The following is a 12,381-nucleotide window of genomic DNA, read 5'->3' as shown; positions in this document are numbered from 1 at the left end:
CGCGGCCTCCACGTCAGGGGGTTCCATGGAACCTTATGGGCCGTCCAAGTGGCCGGACCCGGATCCTCCCCGGCCCCGTTTCCTTCCCGCGGCGTCAAGTCCGCACGAACCACCTGAACCCCGGCCGCCCATCAAGCACAGCAGTATCGCCGCCATTTTGTTCCTGCTGGGAATCCTGGGGCTCGTGTGCGCCGGGGCTTTTTTCGGCGGCGAACTGCAACAGTTTCTCTACGGATCATCAGAAACGCAAAGCCAGCCGGCGCGCCCCGGGCTGGCGCCTTTCGGGCAACGTGATGATCCCCTGCCCGGCCGGGAAGAAGCGGATGCACCACTCGGGACGCCTCCACCTGTGGCCCAAGCCAGCAGCTCGTACAGGTTCCTGGCCGTCAAAGAGGACGGAACACCACTGGCCTATTCACCCTGCAGGCCCATCCATTACGTGGTGAATTCGGACCTCGCACCGGCTTCCTGGCAGGTCTTGGTGGAGAAGGCCGTCCAGCAAGCCAGCAACGCCACCGGCTTAAGGTTCATCTACGACGGGCCCAGTTCCGAGATCCCCTCCCCGAACCGTTCCGGCTACCAACCTGCCAGGTATGGCGATCGTTGGGCGCCGGTACTCATCGCGTGGAGCACTCCGGAACAGGTTCCGCGCCTGACCGGGCAAACCGTCGGACTGGGCGGGAGTTCCTCCATCGGCCTGAGCAACGGATACAAGGCGTACGTAACAGGGACAGTGTCTTTGGATGCCCCGCAGTTTGCCGGCATCGTGGACACACCAAACGGGGACGAAATCGGCGTCGCTGTCATCATGCACGAACTGGGCCATCTCGTGGGGCTGGACCACGTGGACGATCCCCGGCAGCTCATGTACGGCCAGGCCTCCTGGGTCCGGCACTATGCGGCCGGTGACCTGACGGGCCTGGCGAAGCTTGGTGCCGGACCCTGCAGCAAGGACTTTTGAGCGGGGTGCTTACTGCCGCCGCTCACCCGTCAGGACCGCGAGTGCCTCGTCCACTGAATCCACCAGGAAGATCCGCTCCGCCATGGGTTTGCCCGCAGCGAGACTTTGCAGCATGGGCCACGCCGGAAAGGTCCGTTCCCAGTGCTCGCGCCCTACCAAAACCATGGGCGTGATGGTTTCCGGTGCCCCGTAGTAGTTCTCACAGGCGTCCTGGAAAATTTCCTGTACCGTTCCTGCGGCCCCGGGCAGGAACACGATCCCGCCGTTGCAAAGTTCCAGGAGGATGGCCTCCCGGATGGCATTGGCGAAGTATTTGGCAATATGGGTGGCGAAGAGGTTGGGTGGCTCGTGCCCGTAGAACCAGGTGGGGATGCCCAGCGTCGGGGTGCCGTCGGGATAACGTTCGACGACGGCGGCCGCCTTTCGCGCCCAAGCCGTCACCGAGGGCCTGAACCCCGGAACCTCGGCGAGCGAACCGACGGCGGCCTTCAGTTCGGCGTCGGGCCTTTCACTGAAGTACGCGCCCATATTCGCCGCTTCCATGGCCCCCGGGCCTCCCCCGGTGGCGACGGCAAAGCCAGCCCGGGCGAGCAAACTCCCCAAGCGGGCAGCGTCGGCAAACTCTTTGGAACCGCGCTGGGCAGCATGGCCACCCATGACTCCCACGATCCCGCTGCCGGCGAAAGCACCTTGGTCAAGTGCCTCGTCCAAGGCATCGCCTACGGCGTGGTCGTGCAGGGCGGCGGCGAGCGTCGCGTCCAGGCTCTGCCGCTGGCCGGGCAGGATGCTCCACTGGTAGACCTGCGCATCGAGAGTGGCCTCGTACTCAGTTCTTGGGATGTCCGGATAGAGTTCCGCCGGGGTGTAGAGACTGCCACGGTACGGGTCGAAAGGTATGCCCTGCAGCTTGGGGAAGATCAGCGCACCGCGGCTTCGCAGGCTGTCCTCCACACCGGCGTCGAAGGTGCAGCCAAGGAAGATCGCCCCCTGGGGGTCCATGGCCTTGAGCTGGCGTGAGTACCCCCGAAGATCCAACGATTGTGCGTGCCAGCCGTGCATTGAGACTGCGCCGGCACCAAGCAACCGATCGAAGTGAACCACGCTTTCGACGTCGAGTGTTCGAGGGCTGGGATTCAACGCTGCGGTGCGGTTCATGGTTTCAGCGTAGTGGCCGTGCACACCGGCCTGCCGGGATCCGGCGAATGGTCCGGCCTGGACCCTAGCCATGGAGTTACCCCAAGGAGTACAGTAACGATCACTGCTTCACTTCCATTTGTTGGAGGAACCGCAGTACCCAACTGAATGACGTCCGGGGGGCGTCGTAAATTTGCCGGCTGGGGGGCCCAACATCTGCTCGAGGAGCAATGGTTGTGGACCGTCCAAAATACGCTCGGCGTCGTCGTCAGTTTCCCCTGTTTCGTACTCAAAAAATCCTTGGCTTGCTGCTGGGCTCATCAGTTGCCTTCTCTGCACTGACCGTTGGAATCGCGGCCCCTGCTTCGGCAGCCGTTCCGCCTTGTCCGGGCACCGGGGGCGCCATGCAGGTTGTGGCCCACACCGATGATGACCTGATTTTCATCAGCCCGGATTTCATGCGGGACATCCAAGCCAAACGCTGTGTGCAGACGGTCTACACCACAGCCGGCGAGGCAGGCGAGGGCCCTGCCTACTGGAACAGCCTCGAAGCCGGAATCCGGGCAAGCTACTCCAAGATGGCCGGCGTCGCCGATGCCTGGACCACCTCCGACGCCGGCATACCCGGGCGTCCCCTCACTCTTCAAACATTGAACGCGGCCCCGAACATTTCGGTCGTTTTCATGCGGCTTCCGGACGGCTTCCCGGACGGGACGGGCAGCAATCGTTACAACGGCCAGAGCATCCTGAAGTTGTGGGATGGCAGGCTCAGCTCCATCCGCCCGGTTGATGGAGCGGCAGCCTTCACCAAGAGCCAATTCCAAACAACGTTGAACCAGCTGGTAGCCAATTACCGACCCACCACCTTCCGCACCCAGGATTGGACGGGGAGCTATCAGAACCCGTACGACCACAGCGACCACTGGGCTACGGCAAAGTTCGCCCAACTGGCCAGCAGGGCCTACACCGGTCCCCATACGGCATCGGCATACGACGCCTACGTGATCGACGAATACGCCCAAAATGTCACCGGCGCTGATCTGACCAACAAGGTCAACACCTTTGTACGCTTCGCGGACTTCGACAAGTACCTCTGCGACACACCCTGCCCGGCACCCCCTTACAGCGACTGGCTCAAGCGGCAATACATCACTGCCATCGAGTGGACCGGCAACGCCGCCAAATCGGCAGGAACCACCGTGAGCGCTTCCTCGCAGAAGGCCTCGGCTCAGAGCCCTGAAAAGGCCCGCGACGGGTACGCCTGGGGCTCCCCCATGGACGCCGGCCGGGAATGGGTGACCAACGGCGGCAAGGCGGGCAGCTGGATCCAGTACAACTTCTCCCCTGCCAAGACCATCAACGCCGTAACGCTGTTTGACCGGCCGGTCCTCAGCGATCAAGTAACCGGCGGCAACCTGGCCTTCTCCGACGGCAGCTCCGTACCTGTGGGGGCACTGCCCAACAACGGCTCCGGATTGACTGTGAACTTCCCGGCCCGGACGGTCACCTCGGTCCGCTTCAACATCAGCTCCGTCAGTGCCTCCACCACCAACGTGGGCCTGTCCGAGTTCGAGGCCTACATTACGGCCGATGTCATCGCGCCGGAGGTCACAGCGACACCCGCAAGCGGAACGTACGACATCGGGCAGAAGGTCACACTGGCCGCGAACGAGCCCGCGACGATCTACTACACCGTTGACGGAACCACCCCCACAACGGCCAGCGCCAAATACACCACTCCCATCACCGTGAATGGTCCGCTGACGCTGAAGTATTTCGCGGTGGATACTGCCAACAACACGTCGGCCGTTGTCACCCAGAACTACTCCACCGGTCCTGACGTCACCAAGCCAGTGGTGACGGCCAACCCGACAAGCGGTCCATACGCTCCGGGCACCACCATCACCCTGACATCCAATGAAGCAAACTCCGTCATCAAGTACACCAAGGACGGCAGTGATCCCCTGGCAGCAGGCGTGGCGTACTCCGCACCCATTGTGTTCCCGGGCCCGGATCCGATGACCCTTAAGTTCTTCGCCACGGATCCTGCTGGGAACGTCTCGGACATCGTGACACAGACCTATACCGTTCCGCCGGACACCAGGGCACCTGTGGTGACGGCGAGCCCCACCAGCCGGGCACTGGCCAGCGGAGCAACCATCACCCTCTCCGCCGATGAGCCGGGCGCCAGCGTCTACTACACCACCGACGGCAGCACTCCTACGGCCACGGCATCTGCAACGAACATCAAGTACTCCACCCCGATTGTCATGGGGACGACGCAACTGAACCTGAAGTACATCGGAGTGGATACGGCAGGGAACGCCTCGCCCGTTGGAACCCAGACGTACACGGTTCCCGCAGCCGGTCCGCCGTCGTCCCATGACTTCAATGGGGACGGCAAGTCAGATGTCTTGTCCTCCGACAGCGCCGGCAACCTCTTCCTCTACCCGGGTGACGGCGCAGGCGGACTCGGCCCACGGCAGACGGCGCTTCCTGCGCCGGCATGGTCAACCATCACCGACATCATCACCCCTGGCGACTTCAACAAGGACGGCAAGCCGGATCTGCTGGCCCGCGGCGGAGATGTGCTGTGGTTCTACCCGGGCGACGGCGCCGGCAGCTTCGGCGCACGGGTCCAGGTGAGCATTGGGTGGACCACCATGAGCCAGCTGTTCTCCCCCGGCGACTTCAGCGGCGACGGCATACCGGATGTCATCGCCCGGAGGAGCAGCGGGGATCTGCGACTCTACGAGGGCACAGGGAGCGGTGGTCTTCGTACACCAACCACCATTGGAACCGGCTGGAATGTTATGAATGCAATTCTGAGCACGGGGGACTTTAATGGAGATGGTACGACGGATGTGCTGGCCAGGCGCACGGATACAGGCGCCCTCTGGCTCTACCCGGGCGACGGAACCCGCGGATGGCTCCCCTGGAAGCAGATCTCCGCAGGCTGGGACAACCGAACATTGATCGCAGGACCCCGGGACCTCGACGGCGATGGCAAGAACGACGTGATCGGCCGGATCGGCGACACCCTGTGGCTCTACTCAGGCAGCGGCAGCGGGACGCTGAGCAACGTCCCACCCACCAGCCTCGGTACCGGTTGGCAAGCCATGACAATAATCGGCTAGCCAACCCCAAAAACCTGGCGCGGGTCGGAGTTTTCCCCCAGACTCTTCGGCCCGCGTCAGCTATGCCCGGACCCCATAGCCCGCCCTTCGAAGAAGGGTGCCAATAATGTCAGAGCCAGGTGACAGGGTTGGTTCATGGGAAGCATTGGGGATGTCTTGGCGCGGCGGGCAGGTTCGCCCGGTGCCAAAGCGCTGCCCCGACGCGCCCGCCGGAGTGACACAGTCCTGCGGTTAATACCGCCCGGCGAGATCAAACGCACAGCCGCGTTGATCGAAACGGGTCAGCTGGTCCCAGCCGTAGACGGAGCCTTCACGCAGCCGGGCGAGGGTTCCGCGTCGCGGCGCACCAGCGATGGGATACGCACGGCCGGCGCAGGAGTGGCCGAGGCTCTTGCTGATGGCGCAGAAGCCGTCGACTTCCTGCGCTCATGTGCTGCGGCGGACGCCCGGTTGTTCGACTTCATGGAAGCCGCAGATTTCGCGGGCAGGGTCGAGGAGATCTCACGGGCCCTTGAGTACGTCCAGGTGGTTGCGGCCCAGGCCGTGGAACGGACCCGGAATGAGGCGCGGTTGCAGGTGCAGGGATCGGGCGGGCCGGAGTGGCGGACAGGGTGGACCGAGCCTACAGCAACCGGGGGCGCGACTGGTGCTGGGGCGGGTACAGGCGTTGATAGTGCCGGGGCGCGTGCAGGCAGTGTGCTTGATGATGGGTACCGGAACCCGGCGGAGTTCCTGCGGGCCCGGCTACGGATCGGGATCGGTGAAGCCCGACGCCGCCTCGCCCTCGCCGCGGATGCCCTGCCCGGGGAGGGAATGACCGGCCAACAGGTCCCGGCCCGGCGCGAACACCTCGCCCAAGCCCTCGCTCTGACCCAGGTACCCTCCCGGTCCGCCACGATCATCGCCACCGCCCTGGACAAGATCCAGCACCTGACCGACGCGGACACCCTTACCCGGATGGAACAGGCCCTGACCCGCACAGCAACCCAATCCGACCCCGACTTCCTCACCACCATGACCCGACGCTGGACCGACGCCATCGACCAGAACGGCCCCGAACCCTCCGAAGAAGCCCTCCGCCACACCCAAGGCGCGTTCCTGCGACGCCGACACCGCTACGGACTCCACCACCTCGAAATCTTCGCCACCGCCGAACAATACGAAACCCTCACCACCGCCATGAACACCGCCACCAACCCCCGACTCACCACCACCGCGAACACCACAAAACCAGACACCAACACCAACACCGGCACAGCAGACCCAGACACTGCCAACCACGGGCCGGTACTGGACCGGCGCTCCCGCGCCCAGAAACTCCTCGACGGACTCGTCGGAGCCTGCGCCGTAGCCATGACCACCGGAAAACTACCCTCCAACGGCGGACTCCGACCCCAACTCACCGTCACCATCGACCACCAAGAACTCTTCAACACCATCACCCGCTACAACCACACACCCACACCAACCACCACCGGGAACGGCACCGGCACAGCGACGTTCACCGGCACCGACCCCGGCACCAGCACAGGTCCCAGCACAGGCATGGGTACGGGATCTGCGACGTTCACCGGCCCCCTGCACCCGAACACCATCCGCAAAATCGCCTGCGACGCCGACATCATCCCCGTCCTGCTCGGCACCGACTCCCAAATCCTCGACATCGGCCGCAGCACCCGGATCTTCCCACCCCACATCCGCAAAGCCATCACCGCCCGCGACCACGGCTGCGCCTTCCCCGACTGCACCATCCCAGCCCCCTGGTGCGAAGCCCACCACATCACCTACTGGTCACACGGCGGCACCACAGGAACACAGAACGGCACCCTGCTCTGCTCCCACCACCACCACCTCATCCACAAAGAACAATGGCGCATCGACATGAAAACCGGCACACCCTGGTTCATCCCCCACCCCACATCGACCCCCACCAAACACCCCGCCGCAACCACCACCACACACCACTGCGAACATAAACAAAAGCAGCAGCAGAAACGGGCCAATGGTTAAGGTACGACGGGGCTAAGAAGGGGCGCGGACAGCATGGAGCACCCAGGCGGTCGGCGATTACTCAAGTGGTCGGCCGCGCCTGATTCGACAGCAAGGGTGTCGCGGACGGGGCGCTCAGAGAAGCATGCCGTGCGCCCGCCCCCCTGCCGCAAGGCGCTGGTGCGTTTCGTCGAACGCGGACGCAAAGAACAAGGCGACTTGGGTCCGAGGTGGTGCAGACGTCCACTCAGCTATCCCGGCATAAAACAACGCGCCCGAATCAACGCAAGGTCGGCCACCCCGTGTACGACTCAGCGAGGTAAGCCTTGGCGTGCTCGGAAGTGACTACAGAGTGCAGCTCGCCAAGTTGGCGGGCACGGTCGAAGTCATCGGCTCCGGGAACGGTGTGCAGCATGGACGTCATCCAGTATGAGAAGTGCTGAGCCTTCCAGACCCGGTCCAGGGCGCGGTCGCTGTACGAATCCAGGAGGGCCGTAGAACCATTGGAGTAGAAGGAGTCGAGCCCCTCGAACAGTACCTTGACGTCATGGATGGCCAGGTTAAGACCCTTCGCCCCAGTCGGAGGGACCGTGTGGGCGGCGTCGCCGGCGAGGAAGAGGTTGCCGTAGCGCATCGGAGTGTGAACAAAGCTGCGGAAGGGGAGGACCATCTTTTCAAGGACCGGCCCCTCCTTGAGCTCAAAGCCGTTGCCGTTGACACGCTTGCGGAATTCGGACCAGATGCGTTCGTCGTTCCAGTCGGCGGGATTCTCCTTGGGGTCGCACTGGAAGTACATGCGCTGCACCGTCTCGGTGCGTTGGCTGATCAGGGCGAAGCCGTCTTTGGAATTTGCGTAGATCAACTCATCCGAACTGCGCGGGGCTTCTGCCAGGATGCCAAACCAGGCGAAGGGGTATTCGTGGAAGTACCACTTGCGGTTGGCTTCAGGAATTTGGAAGCGGCAGTGGCTACGCGAGCCGTCGGCCCCCACGAGGAAGTCGGCCTGGATCTCAAACTCCTGGCCATCCGAGTCCGTGAACCAAACTTTCGGCTTGCCTTCAAGATCGTGGACGGTCGTGTCCGAAACGCTGTAACGGACATCGCCGCCATCGGCCTCCCGACGAGCGGCCAAATCCATGAAAACGTCGGTCTGCGGGTACAACCACACGGATTCACCAACAAGTTCCTTGAAGTTGATGCGGTGGCTCTCGCCATTGAAGCGCAGTTCGATGCCATCGTGGCGGTCGCCTTCGCGGAGTACGCGGTCCGAAACGCCTGAGTCCACCAAGAGGTTCACTGTGCCGTGCTCCAGGATCCCGGCACGGACCGTCTCCTGGATGTCTTTGCGGCTGCGGATCTCGACCACCACGGAGTCGATTCCCTGCTTGGCCAACAGATGCGAAAGCATGAGCCCGGCGGGCCCTCCGCCCATGATGGCTACCTGTGTGGTGATGGGTGTGCGTGCCATGATTCCTCGCTTCGTTGCGGTTCCCGCCTCCTGGTGGACGGGTTGAGCTTGGAATCAGTGTGCCTTGCGGGAAGTGAGTGGCATTACACCAATTCCATTGAACGGAAGTCGTTGGTAGCACCCAGCTGGCGGCCGATGCCGCGCGCAGCAGTCTGCAGGGCAGGCACCAACGCCTGCAGACGCATCTCCGCAATGGGAACCACCACCCCCAGCGCTGCCACCGTCCGGCGCCTGGCGTCCACGACCGGTACCGCGATCCCCCACGTGTCCGGGTCCACCACGCCCGCCAATTGGGAATACCCTTGTTGCGCGGCTTCGGCCAGGAGATGACGGACGACGTCGGCAGTGACCTTTCCGGCAGGGTCGCGGAATTGTTTGAGGTACTCCGCCTGCAGTTCGCGGGACTGGTTGGACATCAACGCAAGCCCAGCCGAGGAAATGTGGACAGGCATCCTCCCTGCGACCTTGGCCCGGTTCGCCACAGAGCCCCGCCGGGAAAGACGCTCCACAAAGAGAGCTTCCCAGCCGTCGAGTACGGCCAGGTTGACGTTCTGGTTCAGCACCTGCTGGATGTCTTCCATGAACGGCATCGCGGCCTGCCGCAGTGCCAGCGTCGGCGAATTCCGGTTGACGAGTTCCCACAGACGCAGCCCGAGGCGTACCGTTCCGCCCGCCCCAAGGTCCAGCAGACCCTGCTCCGCGAGTTGACGCACCAGCCGGTGGGCTGAGGACAACGGCAGTCCAGCCCGCTCAGCGAGCTCGCTCAGCTGCAGCGAAGTCGCACCCTCCGGGAATGCGGAGATAACCCTTACCACCCGCTCCACCACGGAGTCCCCGGATGTTGAGTTGGCCACGGTTCGCCACCTTCCTGCACGCGCATCATCGACGCGTGACACCACTCGAAGGCGTCGAACGATGACGCCTTCACTCAGAATCGAGACTCTTACCGGTCAGGATTCCATTCAATGGTAGAACGTGTGCAGCGTTACAAGGAGCAGTGATACAAATCTCGTACTGACCGGTCGTTCAGGTGACCGGCACCCCCAATAATGAGGACGCTATGCCAACGATGTCATCTGCCAACCGCTCACAATGGCCTGTGTGGCTTTGCTGGCTGGCCATGGTCTTGGACGGTTTTGACCTTGTGGTCCTGGGAACCGTCATCCCAACACTGATCAAGACCGGCGAACTCGGCTTTGACGCTGTTGGAGCCACTTTCGCTGCCACCATCTCCTTGGTTGGTGTCGGCCTGGGCGCACTTTTCATTGCACCGCTCTCGGACAAGTTCGGTCGCCGCAAGCTGCTGATCGCCTGCGTGGCAGGCTTCTCGATTTTCACCATTGGAGTGGCTTTTGCGCCCAACGTGGCCGTGTTCTCTGTGTTGCGTCTTCTGGCTGGTCTTGGCCTTGGAGCATGCCTTCCCGCAGCCCTGGCCTATATGAACGACTACGCCCCGGCCGGAACAGCTGGAAAATCGACCACCAGGACCATGACCGGATATCACGTCGGTGCCGTCGCCACGGCCCTTCTGGCCATCATCATCGTGCCGAACTGGCGCCTCATGTTCATCATTGGTGGCGTTGCTGGCTTGGTGCTCTTGCCGTTCCTCTGGGCAAAGTTGCCCGAGTCTCTGCCCGAAGCAGCACCGGCGCAGACGGGCGCGGCTCCAAAGCCGGCTGCCGCCGTCGAGCGGTCACCCAAAGCAGCACCCAAGACCGGTTTCCGCGACCTGCTCCAGAAGCCGTATCCGGTGGTGGCGCTGGGAATCGGCGTGGCGTCGTTTATGGGATTGTTGCTGGTTTACGGTCTCAACACTTGGCTGCCCCAGCTGATGGCTGCCGCAGGATACCCCGTGAGCACTGGACTGACGCTCCTGCTGGTTCTGAACCTTGGGGCTGTTGCAGGGCTGTTCCTGGCTGGCGTCCTGGCCGACAAGCACGGGACCAAGAAGATCGTGCTGATGTGGTTCGGGCTCTCGGCGGTGTTCCTGGCCATCCTGAGCGTCAAAATCCAGAACGAATTCCTGCTCAACGCCGCAGTGTTCGTGACTGGCATTTTCGTCTTCAGCTCTCAGGTGCTGGTGTACGCCTGGGTCAGCCAGCTCTTCCCCTCGACGCTCCGCGGAACCGCCCTTGGTTTCGCCGCTGGGGTTGGCCGACTCGGCGCCATCGTCGGCCCGGCCGTGACGGGAACCTTGGTTGCGGCCAATATCGCCTACCCGGCTGGTTTCTATGTGTTCGCCGCGGCGGGCGTGCTGGCTGTTGCTGCCCTGTTCCTGGTCCCGCGCGAGGTCAGGAACAGCGAAGAAGCAGTTACGGCCGACCGCTAGCCGGGTTCCGGGGACTACGGCAGGAGGTATCCCCAACTGTCCCCAGGAGTTGTGGCCCGGCGGCAAAACAACGGTCGGTGGACTTCCTCAGTTCCGGGAGTGCCTCTACTGCTGTGTCGAAGTGGTCCTCCCGGATCATCATTTCGATGGCCCTGCACTGGGTTTCCGTTTCCACGGCACCCACCATGGCCGAGGAAATCTTGAGGCTGAGAACCGCGTCCATGCTGGCGTCGAGGTCGTGGCGGCCCAGGCCATTGGACAACTTGAGCAGGCGACCGGGCAGCATCGCGAGATAGGTGGAGAAGAAACGCTGCGCCAGCCGGGAGTCGCCCAACTCCTCGGCCAGCGCCTGCAGCTTGCACGGTTCCAGCGGGTTGGAGCCCGGGTTGGGTGCAGGACGGTCACTCACCGCTTGCTGCCTGGGCCTGTGCAGCGCCTTCCGACGCCGTCTTGCTGGGGTCTTTGGTCCAGATGGAAGCCAGCATTCCGATCACCAAAATTGCCGGCGCGCCATACATCAGTGTGTTCAGCACCATCGGTTCACGGAGGACCCGGATTGCGTTGCCCACGTAGGGGATGGTGGCGACCTGCTTGTCCACGGTCTTGCCCTGAAGGGTGGCGATCCAAGGATCTATGCCGTTGTTGGCGTCGCCCTTGGTCTGCACGGCGACCCCACCATCTGCGGTCGTCGTGATCTCGACGATGCGGTGGGTTTCCACCCGCTGATCCTCCACCGGGATGTGGTAGGTGATGATGTCGCCCACTTTGATGTCCTGGATCGGCGTCGGAACGGTGACTACGACGTCTCCCGGATTGATCAGGGGAGACATGGATCCTGTCAGCATGGTGGACGTTTGGTAGCCCAGAACACGGGGACCGATGGCCAGGAACAGGAACACCAGCGCGCCCAGAACCAGCAAGCCTACGCCGATGACCCGCGCCACGGCACCTGCAACGCGGCGGAGGGGACCTTTTGCTGCCGGGGCTACGACCGCTTTGGTGGCAGTTTCGGCGGGGCTTACGACAGCAGTGCTTACGACGGCGGGGCTTACGACGGCGGTGTCGCTCATGGTGGTGCTCCCTTTCCGGGCAGTGACCTTGAAAGCCGAAGCCTTCGCAGCGGAACGCCGGCCGTGGAGTGCTGGTCCGTTGAGGGTCTCGATGGCGCTCATGTCCTGGCGTTCCTTTCGTTCTGTGGGGATTGCTTTGTGGGATAGCGGAAGCAGTACCGGCGGACCTGATCGGGCAGGGGGGCGCCCGACCAGGCCCGGCGGGGCTCAGTGGTTACTTGGTGGTTTCGGTGCGTTGGGTGCCGGTGAAGGCGAAGGCGATGGTGGAGGTGGCGCCTTGGAAGGTGTTGTCC

Annotated in this window: 8 protein-coding genes and 1 pseudogene; 4 read left to right on the top strand and 5 right to left on the bottom strand. The window is 63.3% G+C overall.

Annotation, left to right across the window (positions count from 1 at the left end):
• Window positions 1-25 precede the first annotated feature (25 nt).
• Window positions 26-961, top strand: coding sequence for a matrixin family metalloprotease (locus ACFVSI_RS18150; protein ID WP_387826665.1), 936 nt, complete (start codon window positions 26-28; stop codon window positions 959-961).
• A 9-nt stretch (window positions 962-970) separates the two neighbouring features.
• Here ACFVSI_RS18150 and ACFVSI_RS18145 read toward each other — a convergent pair whose 3' ends face one another.
• Window positions 971-2,116, bottom strand: a complete 1,146-nt coding sequence (locus tag ACFVSI_RS18145; RefSeq protein ID WP_387826789.1) for an LOG family protein — start codon at window positions 2,114-2,116, stop codon at window positions 971-973.
• A 284-nt stretch (window positions 2,117-2,400) separates the two neighbouring features.
• Here ACFVSI_RS18145 and ACFVSI_RS18140 point away from each other — a divergent pair, with 284 nt between their 5' ends.
• Together ACFVSI_RS18140 and ACFVSI_RS18135 are read left to right on the top strand one after the other, a co-directional pair.
• Window positions 2,401-5,232 (top strand): chitobiase/beta-hexosaminidase C-terminal domain-containing protein, encoded by a 2,832-nt coding sequence (locus ACFVSI_RS18140; RefSeq protein WP_387826662.1) that lies wholly within the window; start codon window positions 2,401-2,403, stop codon window positions 5,230-5,232.
• A 135-nt stretch (window positions 5,233-5,367) separates the two neighbouring features.
• Window positions 5,368-7,208 (top strand): annotated as a pseudogene (locus ACFVSI_RS18135) (DUF222 domain-containing protein).
• A gap of 293 nt (window positions 7,209-7,501) precedes the next feature.
• Here the strand turns inward: ACFVSI_RS18135 and ACFVSI_RS18130 are convergent.
• Complete coding sequence (locus ACFVSI_RS18130; protein ID WP_387826659.1) at window positions 7,502-8,689, bottom strand: 4-hydroxybenzoate 3-monooxygenase; 1,188 nt, start codon at window positions 8,687-8,689, stop codon at window positions 7,502-7,504.
• Window positions 8,690-8,772: 83 nt separating this feature from the next.
• Window positions 8,773-9,543 (bottom strand): IclR family transcriptional regulator, encoded by a 771-nt coding sequence (locus ACFVSI_RS18125; protein WP_387826656.1) that lies wholly within the window; start codon window positions 9,541-9,543, stop codon window positions 8,773-8,775.
• Between the two features lie 206 nt (window positions 9,544-9,749).
• Here ACFVSI_RS18125 and ACFVSI_RS18120 point away from each other — a divergent pair, with 206 nt between their 5' ends.
• Window positions 9,750-11,018, top strand: coding sequence for an MFS transporter (locus ACFVSI_RS18120; protein ID WP_387826653.1), 1,269 nt, complete (start codon window positions 9,750-9,752; stop codon window positions 11,016-11,018).
• On the opposite strand, the gene ACFVSI_RS18115 is transcribed toward ACFVSI_RS18120, so the two are convergent.
• Both ACFVSI_RS18115 and ACFVSI_RS18110 read right to left on the bottom strand, forming a co-directional pair.
• Window positions 11,002-11,427, bottom strand: a complete 426-nt coding sequence (locus ACFVSI_RS18115; protein ID WP_387826650.1) for an Hpt domain-containing protein — start codon at window positions 11,425-11,427, stop codon at window positions 11,002-11,004. The two genes, ACFVSI_RS18120 and ACFVSI_RS18115, sit on opposite strands and share 17 nt — an antisense overlap.
• A complete protein-coding gene (locus tag ACFVSI_RS18110) occupies window positions 11,420-12,190 on the bottom strand; it encodes a signal peptidase I (protein WP_387826647.1) in 771 nt (256 codons plus the stop codon). The genes ACFVSI_RS18115 and ACFVSI_RS18110 overlap by 8 nt, the downstream gene beginning before the upstream one ends.
• Between the last annotated feature and the right edge of the window lie 191 nt (window positions 12,191-12,381).

The organism is Paenarthrobacter sp. NPDC057981 (assembly GCF_042886835.1).
Taxonomy (GTDB): Bacteria; Actinomycetota; Actinomycetes; order Actinomycetales; family Micrococcaceae; genus Arthrobacter.
The sequence above is the reverse complement of the archived record's forward strand: the minus strand, read 5'-3'. Positions and strand labels throughout refer to the sequence as shown.